The following is a 17,644-nucleotide window of genomic DNA, read 5'->3' as shown; positions in this document are numbered from 1 at the left end:
GAATAGACCACCACGGTCTTGATCCCCAGCCGCCGGCACGTCTTGATCACCCGCACCGCGATCTCGCCCCGGTTGGCGATCAGGAGTTTGTCGAACATCCAGCCGGTCCCTAAGCTTTTGTCGTTATGCCTTGCACAGGGACTATCAGGCCGCTGGAGGTTTGCAACGGCGGCGCCGCGTGACATGGTCATGACACCGGTTTCCAGGAGAAGCCGCAACGAAGAGCGACGATCGGCGGGCGAGCCCGTTGTTCGCGCCGCCTGAGAGGAAACCGTCGATGCTTCGTCCCGCCTTCGCGCTGCTGACCCTGGCCGGCGTCCTGGCCGCCGGCTCCGCCCTGGCCCAGACCGTCTCCCCGCCAGGTCCCGCCCCTTCGGCCGCGCCTCATGGCCCGCCGCCGGCCCCGCCCTACGGCCGTCCGGTCACCCTGGTGGAGGCGAAGGTCGCCGCGACCGCCGCCGAGGCCGAGGCGCGCAGGCAGGGCTGGTCGATGGTCATCGTCGTGGTCGAACCCAGCGGGGCCCTGGTGCTGAGCGAGAAGATGGACGGCGCCCAGTACGGCTCCAACGACGTGGCCCGCCGCAAGGCCGAGACCGCCGCCAACTTCCGCCGGCCCACCTCCTATTTCCAGGAGGCGGTGAAGGGCGGCACGCTCAATTCCATCTTCACCGGCGCCCTGGCCATCGAGGGCGGCGAACTGCTGATCGTCGACGACAGGATCGTCGGGGCCATCGGGGTCTCCGGCGGCTCCGGCGCCCAGGACGGCCAGGTGGCGCGGGTCGCGGCGGCGGCGCTGAAGTAACCTTAGACGCCGCTCATTCCCCGCGTTCGCTAAGATGAGGGAAGTCGAAGCTAGTTCTCGAACTCCCCGGCGAACATCGCCACGTAGTCGTCGTGCTGGCCCTCCGGCGCCACCAGTCGGCAGATCGCGGCGCTGAAGGTCACGGGCGCCGAGCCCGCGGCGGTGACCAGCTTGCCGTCGGCCACGGCCTTGGGCGTGTCGACATAGCGCTCGATCCCGGCATAGGCCGGCGCATGGCCGGTCAGCCAGTCCGCGCCGTTCGAGGTGTGGGCCTTGCCGGCCAGGAGCCCGGCTCGGGCCACGGCGACGGTCGCGCCGCAGATCGCGCCGACGATCTTGCCGTCGGCGTGAACCTGGCGCAGCAGGCTGTCGAACGCCTCGTCGCGATAGGCCGGCCAGGCATCGGAGCCGATCAGCAGGAAGACGTCGGCGTCCGCCAGCACCGGGTCGGAGAACCGATAGTCGGCCGCGGCCAACACGCCGCCGATCGAGGTCTGCGGCTCGCCGTCCGGCGTGGCGATCTCGATCTGGACGCCATAGTACTCGCGCAGGGCGGCCAGCACCTGACCGGCCTCCCAATCGGCCCAGCCCGGTTGCAGGAAGGCGACGGCGACGGTCATGGCGGGGTCCTTTCGACGGTTCGGAACGAATGCGATCGACCGTCTTATGCTCCGGCGCGACCGCCCTTGTCAGCAGGCCTTCGCCCTCTACCGCAACACCCGCCGAGGGCCCATATTGCCGACCATGACCGACATAGCTCCCCTCTCCGCCCAGTCCTCCAGCGGCTTCGACCTGACCCCGCCGACCGAGCCGGAACGCCAGCGCCTGGAGGCCGACCTGACGGCCGAGGAGGCGCGCGTCCTGCTGCACCACGGCACCGAGGCCCCGTTCTGCGGCGGCCTGCTGGGCGAGAAGAGCCCCGGCGTCTATTGCTGCCGCGAATGCGGCCTGCCGCTGTTCGAATACCGGACCAAGTTCGAGAGCGGCACCGGCTGGCCCAGCTTCTACGCCCCGTTCGACCCGGCCCACGTCAAGGAGGTGCGCGACACCTCCTACGGCATGGTCCGCATCGAGACGCGCTGCGCCCGCTGCGACAGCCACCAGGGCCACGTCTTCCCCGACGGCCCGGCCCCGACCCGGCTGCGCTACTGCATCAATTCGGTGTCGCTGCAGTTCGTGAAGGCCGGCGATCCCCTGCCCGATCCGCTGCACCGCGGCGACAGGATCGTCGCGTAGAGCGATAGCGGAGCGCCGACCCGTCGCCGGCGCTCCGCCTCGCATCAGGCCTCGACCGTCTCGCGCGGCTTGGCCGTGGCCGCCAGGCCGTTGGTGATGGCCTGGGCGTAGTCGGCGGGCGTGGGCTTGCCGCCGCCCGAGACCTCGGTCGACCAGATGCCGCTGCTGTTCCACAGGAAGCCGCCGGTGATCCCGGTCCCGGCGAAGCCCGCGAAGGTCTCCTGCATCTGCTCGGGCCCGAAGCCGTCGGCGCCCAGCACCGCGAAGCCCGGGACGATGAAGGCGTCGGCGTCGGTCACGCCGGTGTCCGGCGTCGCGCGCACGGCGTCGGCCCAGTCCGTCGGCGAATTGCCGCTGCCGCCGGCGTAGCACTGCAGGTTCATCCACTTGACGACCTGCTTCTGGCCGTTCTGGGCGTAGACGTCGGCCAGGCAGCCGGTCCAGAAGCTGGTCGCCGTGTACGGACAATAGGTGGCGTAGAGCCCCATCGAACCGACGTCGAGCGTCAGGGCGACGATCATCGCCTGGTCGTCTTTGGTGTAGCCGTCCTGGGACTCGTAGTCGAAGTCGACGCCGGTCACCCCGAAGGCCGAGACCAGGGCGCCGAGATTGGCCTTCACCTGGTCGCGGGCGTCGAGCCAGGCGGTGAAGTCGCTGGTCGTGCCCCAGGCGCCGACCGAGACGATCAGGTCCCGGACGCTGCCGCCGCCGGCCATCAGCGCCTTCACCAGAGCCGGGAAGTTCGGATTGACGCCGCTGGTCCCATCGGCGGCGTACTTGATCTGGCCGCCGCTGACGAACAGCGTGTCGTTGAGATAGAGGTCGCCGCCCGGATGGATGTGGATCGACCACAGGATGACCGTGGTGATCCCCGCGTTCAGCTGAGCCGCCTGCTGGGTGTAGGGCACGGGCGGATTAGGATAGCCGTCCTGGAACAGGCCGTTGCCATAGATGGCGATGGGATAGGCCGACATGGGGAATGCCTCCGCGCTCGGAATGAGCCGGCGGCACGTTAGCGCAACGTAAAACTTATGCGCGTATTTTGATGTCACTATCGCGTGACGACATTCCCGCCCTCGGTGACCATCGAGCTGCTGTAGGTCAGGTAGCCGCGTTCGACCATGCGCCGCATGGCCTCGTAGACCTCGGCCAGTTCCTCGTAGGCGGCGCGCAGGGTCGCCAGGCGCGTGGTCTGTTCCGGCGTGATCGCCGAACCGCTTTCGGTCATGGCCACGGCCTCGGCCACCCAGCGGGAGCGGGCCAGGGCCGCGGCCACGGCCAGGCGCTGGAACTTGCCGCCGTCGCTCTTGCCCAGCACCTGGGCGATCACCGCGGTGTTGGAGGCGAAGGCGGTGTAGTCGATCTGCTCCAGTTGGCCGCGCAGGCGGCGCTGGGTCTGGGGATCGGTGTCCTGGGGCTCGAAATGGTCGTGGCTGCGGCGAAAGCTGGAGGTCACGGTCGAGGACATGACGGTCTTCCCTGGGCTCCGCCTTGCCGGCGGGTTGTGGAAAACTGTGCGCCAACAGCCTTAACGGCCGATTGAGAAGCGTCAGCACGTCAGCGCGACGCCCCGCCAAGCTGCGACAGCGCCGCTCACGCCGGATCTCGGCCGCCGAGCGTCGCGGACCGCCCACGTCATCGCCGACCTCAAGCCCTTCCGGATCATTCCAATGGCCCGAATGGAACGAATCGAACGATTTTGTCCGACAAAAGGCGTTCAATGCCGCCTGGAAGTAGGGGACGGGGATGAACCGATGAACGGTTTTTACGCAACGATCGCGGCGCTAGGCGCAGCCCTTCTTGTGGCGGCTCAACCGGCCACGGCCCAGGATTCGGTCGTCACTCCTTTGCATCTCGATGGCAAGGCGACCGGGGCGACGTTCGAAGGCATTGGGGTGGTCGATGGCGGCGGCGCGACTTCGGTACTTCTGAAGGACTATCCAGAGCCGCAGCGGCGGCAAATTCTCGATCTGGTGTACAAGCCGAAATTCGGCGCGTCCGTGAGCGCGCTCTATGTCGAAATCCCCGGCGACGGCAACTCGACGCAGGGCTCGATGCCAAGCCATAGGCACAGCCGGGACGATCTCAACTACGGTCGCGGCTATATCTGGTGGGTCATGACCGAGGCTCGCCGGCGCAATCCCCGGCTTTCGCTCGACGGAGCGGCCTGGAGCGCCCCCGGCTGGGTGGGCGACCGCGGCGTCCGCTACGGTCGCGCCGACGAGCCGTTCTTCTCGAAAGACGGGGTCGACTATTACATCTCCTGGCTCAAGGGCCTGCGCGACGTGCACGGCCTGACTCTCGATGCGATGGGCCTTCGTAACGAGAAGGGCGTCAGCTACGATTTCGCCAAGGCCATGCGGCAGGCGCTCAACGCCAATGGCTTCGCCGCCGTCCGACTTCACGGCTTCGACAATTGGCAGGACGACCGCTTCGACTTCGTCAAGGACATGGCCCGCGACGGGTCCTTGCGCGCGGCGCTCGACATCGCGAGCGCGCATGTCAGCCCGGTGGAAGGGACAAAGGTCTCGCCCGAGGTCAAGCTATTGGCCGCGCAGATGGGCAAGCCGCTCTGGAACACCGAGCAGCACGTCTATCAGGCCGGCTACGAAGGGCTCCTCAACACCGTCAAGTCGTTCAACGAAGGCCATATCACCGACGGCTTCACCAAGATCGTCGACTGGTACGGCATCGCGGGGCTGTACACGATGGAGCCCTATTCGGGAGAGAAAGAGGCGCTTGTCCGGGCGAATTGGCCTTGGAGCGGCCGGTATGTCGTCAATCCGAAGCTCTGGGCCTATGCCCATTATGGCCAGTTCACCGAGATTGGCTGGACCTATTTGGCGGGCGGAAGCGGCGCGCTCAAAGGCGGCGGAACCTTCGTTGCCCTGAAATCGCCCGGCAACGACTACAGCATCGTCATAGAAACCGCCGACGCGAAAGAAGCCCAGTCCGTCCGGCTCGACGCCCTCAATCTCGCTTCAGGGCCGCTGGCCGTATGGCGAAGCACCGCGGCCGAACAGTTCGTGCGCCAGCCCGACGTCGCGTTGTCCAACGGCGTCGCAACCCTCCGGCTTGAGCCTGGGGCGGTCTACTCCTTCACCACCACCCGCGGACAGCAGAAGGGCCGTTTCGACGCCGTGCCCGACGCCAGACCCTTTCCTTTTCCGTATCGCGAGACGTTCGACGAATACGGCCAGCCCGCGCGATGGGGCTACCTGCCCCGCTATTTCGCCGACATTTACGGGGCGTTCGAACTGGCGGGCTGTCCGCAGCGCAAGGGTGTTTGCCTTCGCCAGGCAGCGCCAACTCATCCCATATCCTGGGCCCCCGGCTGGCTCCCCTACACCATCTTCGGGGACGACCAGTGGCAGGACTACGCCGTCAGCGCCGACGTCTATCTGAAACCCGGCGAATCGGGTGGCGTGATGGGCCGGATCAACAATGTCGGAAGCGGCTACGGCTCCATCCCGAAGGGCTATGTCCTGCGGTTGTCGTCAGCCGGCGAGGTCAGCATTGTGGCCGTTCGCGGCAAGATCGACAAGAAGGCGCTTGTGGGCGACGCCGTGCAGCAGGCGATCATCAAAAGCGGCGCGGATACCGGCGAGGGCGGCGAAAAGACCCTCGCGACCGCGCGGCTTGACGGGACGGGGTCGGGTGGCTGGCATCGGCTGAAGCTGCAAATGCAAGGGAGCGACTTGACCGGGTTCGTCGATGGCAAGCCGCTCGTGAAGGCCTCCGACACGCTTTTTCGCTCGGGCATGGCGGGGCTGCAGGCGGGCGCGAGCGAGCAGTCCATGAGCACGCCCTTCTTTGACGAGATCGAGTTGGCCGCTGTCGGCGAGCTGGCTCCGCGCGTTGCGGCGTCGCGGCCCGCAGCAAAGCCGATTTATCCCGCGCGCTAGGGATGAGCTTGCCCCAGAACGAAGTCTTGGCCGCCGCATTCGAAAGGGTCGAGGGACAGTGGGTCTGGTACGGCAACGCGTGGTCACGAGGCATAGTCGTCAGCGACGGCGAGCGTGATATTTACCTCGCATTCAGGCCATTCGCCTTTCGGCAGGCGATCAAGGGACGAGCTCCGACCTTTCCTCGACGACCATACTGGCCGACCCTCAAGCGCATCTTATTTGCGAGCTCTTGAGGGCGCGACCCGAGGCGGGCGTCGGCAGCCACACGTGCGCAATGCGGCGCGGAACGGCCAACTAGGGTCGGGAACGGAAATTGGGCCGTCGCGCGAAACCGGAGATTCGACCAAAGGCCCGAGCGCAGAACCGTGTTGCGCCGCTACGACGTTTGGGGGGCGAGCCCGATCTGCTGGAGGATCGACAGCATGTCGGGAAGACCTCGCTCCTCGACGATTTTTCCGCCCGAGAGTTTGTAGAATCCCATGCTCGTGGCCTGGAAGGCCTTGCCGGTCGGCGGCGCGCCCATGAACGAGCCATCGTTCGTGCCGCTCATGCTGAAGCGGGCGGCGATCGTGTCGCCCTCGGCCACCGCTTCTTCCAACACCCACCGCACATCCGAAAAGGCGCTCCGGAGCATCGCCAGGAGTTGCAGATAGCCATCAGGACCCGACAACGGGGCCGCACCTGGCGCGTGGAAGATGGCGTCCGTAGAAACAAGCTCCGGCGCCAGGCTCGGGTCACCCGAATTTATGAAGTTGGTGAAGCGGTGGATGAATGCGTGGGCGGCGTCTGACGACATTTCGGACCTCTGCATGGGCGGCTCGCTCACCGTCGGCGGCGCACATGCCTGATAATCGAAAACCAACGTCCGAATAATGGTAGGGTTGGACAGACAGTAGAAACCTAGAGTTTCCAATGGATCGGTTCGCGGCGATGAGGGTGTTCATCCGGGCGGTGGAGCTCGGATCGTTCAGCGCCGCGGCGCAAGCGTTGCGGAGCTCTCCCCAGTTGGTGGGCAAACAGGTTGGCCAGTTGGAGGCCCACCTCGGGGTGCAGCTTCTGCATCGGACGACTCGTCGGCAGAGCCTGACGGATTTCGGACGCGTCTTCTACGACAGGGCCAAGATCATTCTGGCTGATGTCGAGGCGGCGGAAAGCTTGGCGGCCGAGGCCCTGGCGACGCCGACGGGCAGGCTTCGAGTCAATGCGCCGGTCAGCTTTGGCATGCATGCCCTCGCGCCGAGATTACCAGAGTTCCTCCGGGACCATCCGCAGGTGACCGTCGACCTGACGCTCAACAACCGCGCCATAGATCTGGTCGACGAGGGCTATGACGCGACCTTCCGCGTCGGCGCGTTGGCCGACAGCCGCCTCGTCGGGCGCGCCCTGGCGCCCTATCGGCTCGTCCTCTGCGCCGCGCCCGCCTATCTTGCTGGAGCGCCGCCGCTTCTGGCGCCTCACGACCTCCAGCAGCATGAATGCCTCGGCTTTGCCCATACGGAACTGCGGACCCATTGGACTTTCGACGGCCCGGGCGGGCGCACCGTCGTGCCGGTGACCAGTCGCCTGATGGTCGATCATGGGGAGCCGCTGCTGCACGCGGCGCTCGCGGGCCTTGGCGTCTTGCTGCAGCCGGTCGAACTGCTGCAGCCGGCCTTGGAAGACGGCAGGCTGGTTGAAGTCCTGCCCGGCTACACCGCACCCGCCCGGCCCTTACACATCCTGTACGCCCCCGACCGCCTCATGACCCCCAAACTACGCAGCTTCATCGACTTCGCTGTTCTGGCGTTTGGCTGATCGCTCGGCGGCAGACTGTTCACAATCCTACCGAGGATAAAAGCCGCCCTACCCCAACGCCTTCCACCCAAACGCCAGCAACGGCCGCGCGTCGGCCACGAAGTCGGCGATGATCTCCGCCAGCCCCTTGCCGCCGATCTCGGCCCCCGTCAGCGGGCGGCGGACCAGCCAGCGGGTGCGCTTGAGCGCGGGCTCCAGCGAGCCGCCGGCCTGGTCCTCGAAGCCCTTGGGCATGCGCTTGGTCGGCTCGCCCAAGTCCAGCGCCAAGTCCTTGGCGGCCAGGGCCGTCTCGACCGCCGCCCAGCCCTTGGGATCGGCGGCGATGGCCCGGCGGAAGGCGTCGATGTCCGGGCGTTCGGTCAGGTAGAAGCCGGCCGCCGCGAACGGGCCGTTGCCGAAATAGCCCGCCTCGGACGCCTGGGCCGACGGCAGGGTCGAGGGGTCCAGCGGGTCGATGGTCTCGGGATCGAAGGCCGGCGCCGGCCCGCCCTCCGGCTCGATGTGCACATACACGAGGCCCGGCGACAGTTTCTGCCAACTTCCATCAAGATTGGCGCGGGTGAGCGTGGCCGAGACGTGGGTCTTGTACGGCCGCTTGTCCTTGGAGAACCGCACGTCGCGATGGATGCGGAACACGCTCTTCTTGGGATCGCCCGCCAGCGGCAGGTCGCGCGCCGCGAAGGCCGCGTTCAGGGCGTCGATCAGGGCGGCCAGGGTCGGCTTCAGGCGATCGTCGTAGACGGCGCGGTTGGCCGTGAACCAGTCGCGGTCGTTGTGGGCGGCCAGGCCCGTCAGGAAGGCCAGGTCGGCGGCGGCGAAGCCGGGGAAGGACGTGCGAGTCATGGCGGGAGGCTAGAGCAGAAGGCCGCCGCCTGTCCCTGCTGACACCTCCTGTCAGCAACCGCGCCGAAGTGGAACCTATGGGGAACAAACAGCCTTGCACGAAGGCTTGGGAGGGTGGACGGTCCGCCCCGATCTTCACCCCGACCCAGGAGCCTTCCATGAGCATCCAAGACATCGCCGCCGACCTCGTGGCCCTTTGCAAGGCCGGCAAGTTCGACGAGGCCGGCGAAAAATACTGGGCCGACGACGTGGTCAGCGTCGAGGCCATGCCTGGCGACATGGCTCGCGTGGCCGGCAAGGCCGCCGTGCGCGGCAAGGGCGAGTGGTGGGCCGCCAACAACGAGGTCCACGGCTTTACGATCACCGGTCCGTTCGTCAACGGCGACCAGTTCGTGGTCGGCTTCAAGATGGACGTGACGCCCAAGGCCACCGGCCAGCGCACCACCCTGGACGAGGTCGGCCTCTACACGATCCGCGACGGCAAGATCGTCGAGGAGCGGTTCTTCTATTGAAGGGCGGCGGCACCGGATCGCCTGGCAGAAAGGTAGCTGATTGCCGCTTCCTTAAAACGAATCGAAACACGCTCAGAAACGCTTGCGCGGCTTTCTGGAATCACGAGACATGTAGCTAACCGCTACATCTAGACGACTTATCCACAGATAACCCTACATCTATGAGGGTTGGTGTGGATCGTCTGCGCTTGACTCGCGCCCAGCGCTAGGTACCACTTATTAACGTGACGCTAAGAACGACGAAGCCGCCGGAGCGCGAACTCCGACGGCTTCTAGTTCACGGTTCCTGCCGCAACCACTGACGGGCTGCAGGACAACGAGGTCGTATAGACACGTGGACATTCCTTCCACGACGTCCTCAAGTCAAGTCCGTCCGCCAACGACGCCCTAAGGAGGGGCGGACGCATGACTACTCGCGCCGAAATTAAGTGCATTAATAAGACTGATCGCTACAGCGCCCACGATCGCATCCAGAACGTGGGCGGCGTCAACCCTGATGGCACGCGCTGGAAACTCAGCCAGCCGGCCGCCATCATCGGCATCGAAAACGGTACCTATAGCTTCTGGACTCAGGGTGGTGGTCACGTCGCCGAAGTGATCGTCGCGACCAACAACGGCAATAAGTACCTAAAAACTCAAAACGACGGCGATCAGCCCAACAATTTGCTGAGCTTGCCCGAGTGCCCCTAATCAATTGGGCGCGCTTCGGCGCGCCCAATACTTTTGTTGCCTACAGCTCGAGAAACGCCTCGAACCCGCCGAAGATCATCCGCTTGGCGTCGAACGGCATGTTGGCCATGTCGGCCTTCAGGCGTTCGTCGGCCATGACCTTGGCCATGATCTCGTCGCGCGAGGCCTTGTCCTTGTAGGTGATCCACGAGAACACCACGATCTCGTCGTCGGTCGCCTGGACCGCGCGCGGGAACGAGGTCAGCTCGCCATAGGGCACGTCGTTCGCCAGGCATTCGACGTAGGACAGCGCGCCGAACTCCATCCAGACCTCGCCGGCCAGCTGGGCCATCTTCTTGTAGGCTTCGATATTGGCCTTGGGCACCGCGAGCACGAAACCGTCGACATAGGACATGGCGTCCTCCCTTGTTGCATCAGGTCCCCTAGGACGACTGAACGCCGACAAGGCCGACAAAGGCATCGATTTTTTCGGGGCGGACGGCGAGATCCGGCCGGATCAGTGGCCCAGCGCGGCGACGACGGCCTTCTGGTGCGCCGGATCCAGGTGCTTGGACACCGCCTTGATGATGTCGGCCGAAACCTTGGCCACGGCCCGCGCGTCAGGCGCAGGATCGCCGCCGTGGATCGCCAGCCAGAGCTCGATGATCCACTGGGGATCGTTCCTGTGGATGGCGGTGATCTGCCGAGGTTGAAGAGCCACGATACGTCCTCCCGGTCGCCGCGCCTTTGGCGCCTGAACCTATGAGTGTATACGCGATCCCCGCAACCAATGATCACCACTCCGTGATGATTGCAGGGCACGCCGACGACGCGCCCTGCTCCGCCCTACTCCGTCTTCAGGTAGATCTCCGACCCCTGCTCGCGGAACTTGTCGCTCATCTCGGCCATGCCCTGTTCGATGGAGTTCGGGGCCATGCCGGCCGCGAACTCGCGGACTTCCTGGCTGATCTTCATCGAGCAGAACTTGGGGCCGCACATCGAGCAGAAGTGGGCGGTCTTGTGCGCCTCCTTGGGCAGGGTCTCGTCGTGGAAGGCCCGGGCGGTCTCGGGGTCGAGGCCGAGGTTGAACTGGTCCTCCCAGCGGAACTCGAACCGCGCCCGGCTGATGGCGTCGTCCCACATGGCCGCGCCGGGGTGACCCTTGGCCAGGTCGGCGGCGTGGGCGGCCAGCTTGTAGGTGATGACGCCGGTCTTGACGTCGTCGCGGTCGGGCAGGCCCAGGTGCTCCTTGGGCGTGACGTAGCAGAGCATGGCCGTGCCGAACCAGCCGATCATCGCCGCCCCGATCGCGCTGGTGATGTGGTCGTAGCCAGGGGCGATGTCGGTGGTCAACGGGCCGAGGGTGTAGAAGGGGGCCTCGTGGCAGTGCTTGAGCTGCTCGTCCATGTTGGCCTTGATCTTGTGCATGGCCACGTGGCCCGGCCCCTCGATCATCACCTGCACGCCGTGCTTCCAGGCCACCTTGGTCAGCTCGCCCAGGGTGCGCAGCTCGGCGAACTGGGCCTCGTCATTGGCGTCGGCGGTCGAGCCCGGGCGCAGGCCGTCCCCCAGCGAGAACGACACGTCATAGGCGCGCATGATCTCGCAGATCTCTTCGAAGCGCTCGTAGAGGAAGTTCTCCTTGTGGTGGGCCAGGCACCACTTGGCCATGATCGAGCCGCCGCGCGAGACGATGCCGGTGACACGTTTTGCCGTAAGAGGAATGAACGGGAGACGGACGCCGGCGTGGATGGTGAAGTAGTCCACCCCCTGCTCGGCCTGCTCGATCAGGGTGTCGCGGAACACCTCCCAGTTCAGGTCCTCGGCCACGCCGTTGACCTTCTCCAGCGCCTGGTAGATCGGTACCGTGCCGATCGGCACCGGGCTGTTGCGGATGATCCAGTCGCGGATGTTGTGGATGTTGCGGCCGGTCGACAGGTCCATGACCGTGTCGGCGCCCCAGCGGGTGGCCCAGACCAGCTTGTCGACCTCGTCGGCCACGGTGGAGAGCACCGCGGAGTTGCCGATGTTGGCGTTGATCTTGACCAGAAAGTTGCGGCCGATCGCCATCGGCTCGAGCTCGCCGTGGTTGATGTTGGCCGGAATGATGGCCCGGCCGCGGGCCACTTCCTGACGCACGAACTCGGGGGTCACGAAGTCGGGGATGCTCGCGCCGAAGTCCTCGCCGTCGCGCACGCACGGGGCGTTCTGCTCGCGGCGCAGGTTCTCGCGGATGGCGACATATTCCATCTCGGCGGTGATGATCCCGGCGCGGGCGTATTCCAGCTGGGTGACCAGCTTGCCCTGCGCGCCCTTGAAGATCGGCCGCTTGGCGGTGAACTGCGGGGCCAGGTGCTTGCCCTGGGCGAAGCCGTTGTCCTCGGGCTTGACCTCGCGGGGATTGGCCACGACCTCGACGTCGCCCCGGGCCACGACCCAGGGCTCCCGCACCCGCTGCAGGCCCTGCTCGATGTCGATCTTGGCGTGGGGATCCGTATAGGGACCCGACGGGTCGTAGATGGTGACCGGCGGCTCGTTGGCCGACGGGTGCACCGCGACCTCGCGGAACGGCACCCGGATGTCGGGGAACAGCGCGCCGGCCTGGTAGACCTTGCGCGAACCAGGGCGTTCGCCGGTGGGGATGGCCCCGATGGCGTCTTTGATCGGCAGTTGAACGTTCATTTCGGGCGCTCCTCAAGCGGCAAGGAGACCCGGACGTGTCGCGCTAAGTCGGTCTACGGACGGGCTTTTCGAAGTCCCGGCCGCGTTCCCTCCCTTCGCCGGCATGACCCGGATCAGGTTCGACGGGTCAGGGCGGGCGCCCAATCTCAGCCGCGCGAAACGGCCCCCCGGTGAACGGGGGGACACTAGGCCGACTGACGCACGGGTCAAGGGCGGCCGTGAAACCGGCGTTGACGGAGGTCCGAGCTTCACCATGCGCTGTTCCGCCGCACCGTTTCCACGGCCTCGCTAACAGCGCGTTGACCGCGATCGGCGAAGCTGGACGGCCAGAAATGCGAAGGGACGCGAAAGATGGCAGAGCCGAGGCCGCACGACCTCGGACCGGACGCGGGAGCGCAAGCGGCTCCGGCCAAGCCGCGCCTGGAGTCCACGCCGAACAGCTTCCGCCGCGCCCAGGACAGGATCAGCCAGGCCGCCGCCGAGCTGGCCCTGGCCGAACAGAACCGGCGGTTCGACGCCGCGCTCAGCAACATGCCCCACGGCCTATGCATGTTCGACGACGGGACCCGGCTGATCCTGTGCAACGCCGCCTATCGGCGACTGTACGCCCTGCCCGAGCGTCTGACCCGGCCGGGCACCCCGCTGCAGGACATCCTGAACCACCGCATCGCCACCGGCTCGGCCCCCGTTGACTGGGTGGAGTATCGCGAAATTCCCATCGAGTCGGCGCTGCGGGGCGGCGACCTGATCAACCGTCACGTCCAGCTCGAGGACGGCCGGACCATTCAGATCACCCACAATCCGATCCCCGGCGGCGGCTATGTCGCCAGCCACGAGGACGTCACCGAGATCCTGGCCGCCGCCGCCGATCGGCACCTGGCCCGCCACGACCCGCTGACCGGCCTGCCCAACCGCGTCCTGCTGCATGAGCGGCTGGACCGGGCGCTGGCCCGCTCCAGGCCGACGAACCGCCTGTCGGTGCTCTGTGTCGACCTCGACCATTTCAAGGCGGTCAACGACACCTTGGGCCACCCGGTGGGCGACGACCTGCTGCGGGCCGTGGCCGGGCGGCTGTCGGCCTGCGTCCGCGAGAACGACACCGTGGCGCGCCTGGGCGGCGACGAATTCGTGGTCCTGCTGCCCGACGGACAGGGGCGCAGGCAGGTCGAGACCCTGGCCCGGCGGCTGATCGAAACGGTCAGCACGGTCTTCGAGATTCAGGGCCACCGCATCACGATCGGCGCCAGCATCGGCGTGGCCATCGCGCCGGGCGACGGCGACCACGCCGAACCCTTGCTGGCCAACGCCGACCTCGCCCTCTATCGCGCCAAGGCTGAGGGACGCGGGACAGCCTGCTTCTTCGAGCCCGGGATGGACGCCCTGGCCGAGGCGCGTCGCAAGTTCGAGCAGGATCTTGGCGACGCGGCCCAGGCCGAACGGTTCGAACTGCACTACCAGCCCGAGGTCGACACGCGGACCGGAGCGATCGTCGGGTTCGAGGCCCTGCTGCGCTGGAACCGCCCCGGCCACGGCATGGTCGCGGCCGCCGATTTCATCGCCCTGGCCGAGGAAACCGGCCTGATCGCCCATGTGGACGACTGGGTGATCGGACGGGCCTGCGCCGACGCGGCCGGCTGGCCGAAACCCGTCCGGGTGGCGGTCAACTTGTCGCCGACGGCGTTCCGGAGCCGAACCCTGGTTGGGGCCGTGGCCCGCGCCCTGGCGGACTCGGGCCTGGCCCCGGCCCGCCTGGAGCTGGAGATCGGCGAGGCGGTGCTGCGCGGCGACGGCGCGCGCGCCCTGGCGATCCTGCATCAGCTACGCGGGCTGGGCGTGCGCATCGCCCTGGACGATTTCGGGACAGGCCATTCCTCGCTCGACTGCCTGCGGCTGTTCTCGTTCGATAAGGTCAAGATCGATCCGTCGTTCATCGCCGGCCTGTCCGAACCTGGCCCCTGCGCCGCCATCGTCAGGGCGGTGACCCGCCTGGGCGCGGCCCTCGGGTTCGTCACCACGGCCGAAGGCGTCGAGACCGCCGACCAGCTGGCCCAACTGCGCGAGCAGGGCTGCGACACGGCGCAAGGTTATCTGCTGGGCCGCGCCGGACCGGCGGACGAGGTTCCGGCGCTGTTCGCGCAGCAGCGGAGGTGCGGCTAGCCGAGTCCAGGGCCCCATGGGGCCCGTTCAAGGATCGAGGCCGAGCCAGGCCGTTTCCAGTGGGACCAGCGCGGTCATCCGCGGGCGGTGAACCTGGCCGACAATCTCGGCGCGCGCCTGCCGGCCTGAGCCCTACAATGTCCGCGCGCCGAAGGTGTCGCAGGCGCCGGGATCCCCCGCGTCGTAGCCCTTGCCGAACCAGCGCATGCGTTGGGCCGAGGTGCCGTGGGTGAAGCTGTCGGGCATGACGCGGCCCTGGGCCTGCTCCTGGATGGCGTCGTCGCCGACCGCCGCCGCCGCGCCCAGGCCGTCCTCGATGTCGGCCCTGGAGATCTGGATGCCGCCGTTCGAGGCCTCCGGCGCGTGGCGGGCCCAGACGCCGGCATAGCAGTCGGCCTGCAGCTCCAGCCGCACCGAACCGCTCTGCGCCCCGCGCGCGCCCAGCCGGCGGGCTTCGTCGGCGGCGCCGGTCAGGCTCTGGATGTGGTGGCCGATCTCGTGGCTGATCACATAGGCGCGGGCGAACTCGCCCTTGGCGCCGAACCGGGTCTCCAGCTCGTTCCAGAAGCTGGTGTCGAGATAGACCTTTTTGTCGGCCGGGCAGTAGAACGGCCCCATCGCCGATTGGCCCGTGCCGCAGCCCGTGCCGGTCGCCTGGGTGTAGAGCACCACCGCCGCGGGCGGGCGATAGGTGACATCGTGCTTGGCCAGCAGCGGCCCCCAGACGTCGGTGTTGGACGTCTCGATCACGTCGATGAACTGGCCCTCGCGGTCGCTGACCTGGCCGCGCACGCCCTCCTGGGCGGCGGGCTGCTGCGCGCCGCCCACCACGCTCATCGTCTGCTCGGGGCTAATGCCGAAGACGAAATAGCCGACGGCCGCCAGCACCAGCGCGCCGATGCCGCCGCCGGCCACGCCCACCGGGCCCAGGCCTCGGCGATCCTCGATATTGCCTTCGCGGCGTCCCCCACCCCATTGCATGCGATCAGTCTCCTGGTGTTGCGAACGGCGTCAGGACGCCGGCTTGATGGCCCGCAGGCGGGCGTTGCCCGCCGCCAGGGCCTGGTCGGTCAGGCGGTCCATCCGCGCGATGTCGGCGGCCATGTCGTCAGCGGTGGGTCCGCGCGGCGGGGTGGGCGAAAGGGCTGGCCGCAGCATGGGCCGGGTCGGCGGCGTCGCCGTCTCGTTCAGCGCCCGCAGGGTCAATTGGGTGTCGTAGCGGCTCTGGGCCGCCGATCGCTCGCGCTGGGCGGCCAGGGCGTCCTGGCGGGCGATGTCCTGCTGCTGCAGCATTTCGTCCCGCTGGCGCAGGGCCCGCAGGTCGGTCTGGGCGAAGGCGGACGCGCCTGAGGCCACGACCAGGCCCGCCGCCACGCTCATCGCCAGGGTCTTCGCACCTAGGGGGGTCATGCCGTCGGCTCCGATTCAGGACCCTGGATATAACGCTTTCAATGCGTCGCGTTCAGGGCCGCCTGATCGTAGAACGCGCGAGGCCGCTTTTGGGAGCCTTTTCATTGTGGCGTCGCCTATGGCGCGGCGTCCCCCGCCCCGCTATCGGATGGAGCGGAAAATCGCGCCGCTGCGGAGGGATCGCACCATGTCCAAGGTTCTCGGCGTCCTCGGCGGCATGGGCCCCGCCGCCACCCTCGACTTCCTGGCCAAGCTGCAGGCCGCCACGCCGGTCGGGCGCGAGCGCGACCATCTGCGGGTGCTGGTCGACATCAATCCCAGGGTCGCCGACGGCGATGGCGGCTATGACGCGGCCGGGCCGGTGCTGGCGCAGATGGCCGTGGGCCTGCGTGACGCCGGGGCCCAGGTGCTGGCCATCGCCTGCAACACCGCCCACGCTCATGTGGACCCGGTGAAGGCCAGCGGCCTGCCCCTGATCGACCTGATCGAGACCGCCGGTCTGGCCGCGAAGGCGCAAGGCGCCGAACGCGTCGGCGTGCTGGGCACGGGCGGGGCCCTGGCCCTCTACCGCCGGACCTTCTCGCACCTGGGGATCGAGGCCGTGACCCTGGACGACCACGAACAGGTCGAGTTCATGGCCCTGCTCTATCGCCTCAAGCACGGGGACCTCGGTCCCGACAGCCGCCAGACCATGGCCGCCCTCGCCCACCGCCTGGTCGGCAAGGGCGCACAGGCGGTGGTGGCCGGCTGCACGGAGGTTCCGCTGGCGATGGACGCGGCCGACCTGGTCGTGCCGTTCATCGACGCGACGGAGGCCCTGGCACGGCGGTGCGTGGAGGTTTGCCTGGCCTCCGACTGATCCCCGGCCTCCGCGACCAGGCCGACCTACTCGGCCGCAACCACCGCGGGCCCGGCGAACGGCGTCACCACGGCCATCGCCCGCTCGACCCAGGCCGCCTTCTCCCCCACGGGCGCCACATAGTGGATCGCGGCCTCGGCGGCCTCGCGGCCCGCGCCGCGCAGGATCATCCAGGCGGCCAGATATTGCGACGCCAGGCAGCCGCCGGCGGTGGCGACATGGCCATGGGCGAAGAACGGCGCGTCGACGACGTTCACGCCCGCGTCCACGACCCAGGGCTTGGTGGTCAGGTCGGTGCAGGCCGGGACGCCGTCGACCAGACCGAGCCTGGCCAGGATCAGCGTGCCCGAGCATTGCGCCGCGATCAGCTGTCGGGCGGGGTCCAGGCGGATCTGGGCCAGCAGGTGCGGATCGGCGGCGATCTCCCGCGTGCGGACGCCGCTGCCGATGATCACCGCGTCGGCCTCGGCGGCGAAGCCGAGGGGCTTCTGCCGGCGCACGACGACGCCGTTCATCGAGGTCACCTCTTCGGTCGGCGCGGTGATATGCGCCTTCCAGCCGCGCGGCTTCATGCGGTTGAGGATCGCCGCGGCGATGAACGAATCCAGTTCGTTGAAACCATCGAAGGTGAGGACCGCGATCTGCATGGGCCTAGTTCCCGGGGGCGTTGCACCTCTCGGGTCTTAGGCCATCCCCGCGCCGTCGTCTTCGATTTACGCGGCGGTTTCGGTGAAGAAACCGCGCAGGGCGTCAGTCCGGCGCGACGCCGGCG

At 67.6% G+C, this 17,644-nt stretch carries 20 protein-coding genes and 1 riboswitch; of the genes, 8 read left to right on the top strand and 12 right to left on the bottom strand.

From position 1 onward, the window contains the following. The coding region (locus ASD47_RS27420; protein WP_235525767.1) for a biotin carboxylase N-terminal domain-containing protein at positions 1 to 98 on the bottom strand (98 nt) is incomplete at its 3' end. Between the two features lie 179 nt (positions 99 to 277). Here ASD47_RS27420 and ASD47_RS05475 point away from each other — a divergent pair. Beyond that, positions 278 to 802 (top strand): heme-binding protein, encoded by a 525-nt coding sequence (locus ASD47_RS05475; RefSeq protein ID WP_056752735.1) that lies wholly within the window; start codon positions 278 to 280, stop codon positions 800 to 802. A gap of 50 nt (positions 803 to 852) precedes the next feature. Here ASD47_RS05475 and ASD47_RS05470 read toward each other — a convergent pair whose 3' ends face one another. Continuing rightward, positions 853 to 1,422, bottom strand: a complete 570-nt coding sequence (locus tag ASD47_RS05470) for a DJ-1/PfpI family protein (RefSeq protein ID WP_056752733.1) — start codon at positions 1,420 to 1,422, stop codon at positions 853 to 855. 124 nt (positions 1,423 to 1,546) lie between these two features. Between ASD47_RS05470 and msrB the strand changes: the two genes are divergently transcribed. Further along, complete coding sequence (msrB, locus tag ASD47_RS05465; protein ID WP_056752886.1) at positions 1,547 to 2,038, top strand: peptide-methionine (R)-S-oxide reductase MsrB; 492 nt, start codon at positions 1,547 to 1,549, stop codon at positions 2,036 to 2,038. Positions 2,039 to 2,082: 44 nt separating this feature from the next. Here the strand turns inward: msrB and ASD47_RS05460 are convergent, their stop codons facing one another. Together ASD47_RS05460 and ASD47_RS05455 are read right to left on the bottom strand one after the other, a co-directional pair. Further along, entirely contained in the window at positions 2,083 to 3,012 is a 930-nt protein-coding gene (locus ASD47_RS05460) for a hypothetical protein (RefSeq protein ID WP_056752730.1), read from the bottom strand. 77 nt (positions 3,013 to 3,089) lie between these two features. Continuing rightward, positions 3,090 to 3,506, bottom strand: coding sequence for a hypothetical protein (locus ASD47_RS05455; RefSeq protein WP_056752727.1), 417 nt, complete (start codon positions 3,504 to 3,506; stop codon positions 3,090 to 3,092). 286 nt (positions 3,507 to 3,792) lie between these two features. Between ASD47_RS05455 and ASD47_RS05450 the strand changes: the two genes are divergently transcribed. Further along, the gene (locus ASD47_RS05450) at positions 3,793 to 5,943 is read left to right on the top strand and encodes a galactosylceramidase (protein WP_082564478.1); all 2,151 of its coding nucleotides are present in this window, start codon (positions 3,793 to 3,795) and stop codon (positions 5,941 to 5,943) included. A 379-nt stretch (positions 5,944 to 6,322) separates the two neighbouring features. On the opposite strand, the gene ASD47_RS05445 is transcribed toward ASD47_RS05450, so the two are convergent. Next, positions 6,323 to 6,742 carry an ester cyclase gene (locus ASD47_RS05445; RefSeq protein WP_056752884.1) on the bottom strand — a complete coding sequence of 140 codons (420 nt, stop codon included), beginning with the start codon at positions 6,740 to 6,742 and terminating at the stop codon, positions 6,323 to 6,325. 116 nt (positions 6,743 to 6,858) lie between these two features. Here ASD47_RS05445 and ASD47_RS05440 point away from each other — a divergent pair, with 116 nt between their 5' ends. After that, entirely contained in the window at positions 6,859 to 7,740 is an 882-nt protein-coding gene (locus ASD47_RS05440; RefSeq protein ID WP_056752721.1) for a LysR family transcriptional regulator, read from the top strand. 48 nt (positions 7,741 to 7,788) lie between these two features. Here the strand turns inward: ASD47_RS05440 and ASD47_RS05435 are convergent, their stop codons facing one another. Beyond that, positions 7,789 to 8,583, bottom strand: coding sequence for a DUF2461 domain-containing protein (locus ASD47_RS05435; protein WP_056752718.1), 795 nt, complete (start codon positions 8,581 to 8,583; stop codon positions 7,789 to 7,791). A 158-nt stretch (positions 8,584 to 8,741) separates the two neighbouring features. Here ASD47_RS05435 and ASD47_RS05430 point away from each other — a divergent pair, with 158 nt between their 5' ends. Further along, the gene (locus ASD47_RS05430; RefSeq protein WP_056752715.1) at positions 8,742 to 9,095 is read left to right on the top strand and encodes a nuclear transport factor 2 family protein; all 354 of its coding nucleotides are present in this window, start codon (positions 8,742 to 8,744) and stop codon (positions 9,093 to 9,095) included. Between the two features lie 405 nt (positions 9,096 to 9,500). Next, positions 9,501 to 9,785, top strand: coding sequence for a DUF3892 domain-containing protein (locus tag ASD47_RS05425; RefSeq protein WP_056752712.1), 285 nt, complete (start codon positions 9,501 to 9,503; stop codon positions 9,783 to 9,785). A 40-nt stretch (positions 9,786 to 9,825) separates the two neighbouring features. Here ASD47_RS05425 and ASD47_RS05420 read toward each other — a convergent pair whose 3' ends face one another. The 3 genes from ASD47_RS05420 to thiC all read right to left on the bottom strand — a co-directional run bounded on the left by ASD47_RS05420 (position 9,826) and on the right by thiC (position 12,446). Then, positions 9,826 to 10,179 (bottom strand): DUF1428 domain-containing protein, encoded by a 354-nt coding sequence (locus tag ASD47_RS05420; protein WP_056752709.1) that lies wholly within the window; start codon positions 10,177 to 10,179, stop codon positions 9,826 to 9,828. A gap of 102 nt (positions 10,180 to 10,281) precedes the next feature. After that, positions 10,282 to 10,485 carry a hypothetical protein gene (locus ASD47_RS05415; protein WP_056752707.1) on the bottom strand — a complete coding sequence of 68 codons (204 nt, stop codon included), beginning with the start codon at positions 10,483 to 10,485 and terminating at the stop codon, positions 10,282 to 10,284. 125 nt (positions 10,486 to 10,610) lie between these two features. After that, positions 10,611 to 12,446: a phosphomethylpyrimidine synthase ThiC gene (gene thiC, locus ASD47_RS05410; RefSeq protein WP_056752704.1), complete on the bottom strand. Its 1,836-nt coding sequence runs from the start codon at positions 12,444 to 12,446 to the stop codon at positions 10,611 to 10,613. A gap of 73 nt (positions 12,447 to 12,519) precedes the next feature. Continuing rightward, positions 12,520 to 12,626, bottom strand: a riboswitch (TPP riboswitch). Positions 12,627 to 12,797: 171 nt separating this feature from the next. Here thiC and ASD47_RS05405 point away from each other — a divergent pair. Continuing rightward, a complete protein-coding gene (locus ASD47_RS05405; RefSeq protein WP_056752701.1) occupies positions 12,798 to 14,603 on the top strand; it encodes a bifunctional diguanylate cyclase/phosphodiesterase in 1,806 nt (601 codons plus the stop codon). Positions 14,604 to 14,735: 132 nt separating this feature from the next. On the opposite strand, the gene ASD47_RS05400 is transcribed toward ASD47_RS05405, so the two are convergent. Then, positions 14,736 to 15,584 carry a neutral zinc metallopeptidase gene (locus ASD47_RS05400; RefSeq protein WP_056752698.1) on the bottom strand — a complete coding sequence of 283 codons (849 nt, stop codon included), beginning with the start codon at positions 15,582 to 15,584 and terminating at the stop codon, positions 14,736 to 14,738. Between the two features lie 30 nt (positions 15,585 to 15,614). After that, a complete protein-coding gene (locus ASD47_RS05395; RefSeq protein ID WP_056752695.1) occupies positions 15,615 to 16,013 on the bottom strand; it encodes a hypothetical protein in 399 nt (132 codons plus the stop codon). 187 nt (positions 16,014 to 16,200) lie between these two features. On the opposite strand from ASD47_RS05395, the gene ASD47_RS05390 reads away from it, so the two are divergent. Continuing rightward, positions 16,201 to 16,872 carry an aspartate/glutamate racemase family protein gene (locus ASD47_RS05390; RefSeq protein ID WP_056752692.1) on the top strand — a complete coding sequence of 224 codons (672 nt, stop codon included), beginning with the start codon at positions 16,201 to 16,203 and terminating at the stop codon, positions 16,870 to 16,872. Positions 16,873 to 16,898: 26 nt separating this feature from the next. Here the strand turns inward: ASD47_RS05390 and ASD47_RS05385 are convergent, their stop codons facing one another. Beyond that, positions 16,899 to 17,519 (bottom strand): DJ-1/PfpI family protein, encoded by a 621-nt coding sequence (locus ASD47_RS05385; RefSeq protein WP_056752689.1) that lies wholly within the window; start codon positions 17,517 to 17,519, stop codon positions 16,899 to 16,901. Positions 17,520 to 17,644: the final 125 nt, after the last annotated feature.

The sequence above is a fragment of the Caulobacter sp. Root1472 genome, from assembly GCF_001426985.1.
Classification (GTDB): Bacteria; Pseudomonadota; Alphaproteobacteria; order Caulobacterales; family Caulobacteraceae; genus Caulobacter; species Caulobacter rhizosphaerae.
The sequence above is the reverse complement of the archived record's forward strand: the minus strand, read 5'-3'. Positions and strand labels throughout refer to the sequence as shown.

Excerpts from the sequence above, each read along its gene's own strand:
- ASD47_RS05475 (WP_056752735.1), top strand. The coding sequence starts at position 278 with ATGCTTCGTCCCGCCTTCGCGCTGCTGACCCTGGCCGGCGTCCTGGCC.
- ASD47_RS05470 (WP_056752733.1), bottom strand. The coding sequence starts at position 1,422 with ATGACCGTCGCCGTCGCCTTCCTGCAACCGGGCTGGGCCGATTGGGAG.
- msrB (WP_056752886.1), top strand. The coding sequence starts at position 1,547 with ATGACCGACATAGCTCCCCTCTCCGCCCAGTCCTCCAGCGGCTTCGAC.
- ASD47_RS05460 (WP_056752730.1), bottom strand. The coding sequence starts at position 3,012 with ATGTCGGCCTATCCCATCGCCATCTATGGCAACGGCCTGTTCCAGGAC.
- ASD47_RS05455 (WP_056752727.1), bottom strand. The coding sequence starts at position 3,506 with ATGTCCTCGACCGTGACCTCCAGCTTTCGCCGCAGCCACGACCATTTC.
- ASD47_RS05450 (WP_082564478.1), top strand. The coding sequence starts at position 3,793 with ATGAACGGTTTTTACGCAACGATCGCGGCGCTAGGCGCAGCCCTTCTT.
- ASD47_RS05445 (WP_056752884.1), bottom strand. The coding sequence starts at position 6,742 with ATGTCGTCAGACGCCGCCCACGCATTCATCCACCGCTTCACCAACTTC.
- ASD47_RS05440 (WP_056752721.1), top strand. The coding sequence starts at position 6,859 with ATGGATCGGTTCGCGGCGATGAGGGTGTTCATCCGGGCGGTGGAGCTC.
- ASD47_RS05435 (WP_056752718.1), bottom strand. The coding sequence starts at position 8,583 with ATGACTCGCACGTCCTTCCCCGGCTTCGCCGCCGCCGACCTGGCCTTC.
- ASD47_RS05430 (WP_056752715.1), top strand. The coding sequence starts at position 8,742 with ATGAGCATCCAAGACATCGCCGCCGACCTCGTGGCCCTTTGCAAGGCC.
- ASD47_RS05425 (WP_056752712.1), top strand. The coding sequence starts at position 9,501 with ATGACTACTCGCGCCGAAATTAAGTGCATTAATAAGACTGATCGCTAC.
- ASD47_RS05420 (WP_056752709.1), bottom strand. The coding sequence starts at position 10,179 with ATGTCCTATGTCGACGGTTTCGTGCTCGCGGTGCCCAAGGCCAATATC.
- thiC (WP_056752704.1), bottom strand. The coding sequence starts at position 12,446 with ATGAACGTTCAACTGCCGATCAAAGACGCCATCGGGGCCATCCCCACC.
- ASD47_RS05405 (WP_056752701.1), top strand. The coding sequence starts at position 12,798 with ATGGCAGAGCCGAGGCCGCACGACCTCGGACCGGACGCGGGAGCGCAA.
- ASD47_RS05400 (WP_056752698.1), bottom strand. The coding sequence starts at position 15,584 with ATGCAATGGGGTGGGGGACGCCGCGAAGGCAATATCGAGGATCGCCGA.
- ASD47_RS05395 (WP_056752695.1), bottom strand. The coding sequence starts at position 16,013 with ATGACCCCCCTAGGTGCGAAGACCCTGGCGATGAGCGTGGCGGCGGGC.
- ASD47_RS05390 (WP_056752692.1), top strand. The coding sequence starts at position 16,201 with ATGTCCAAGGTTCTCGGCGTCCTCGGCGGCATGGGCCCCGCCGCCACC.
- ASD47_RS05385 (WP_056752689.1), bottom strand. The coding sequence starts at position 17,519 with ATGCAGATCGCGGTCCTCACCTTCGATGGTTTCAACGAACTGGATTCG.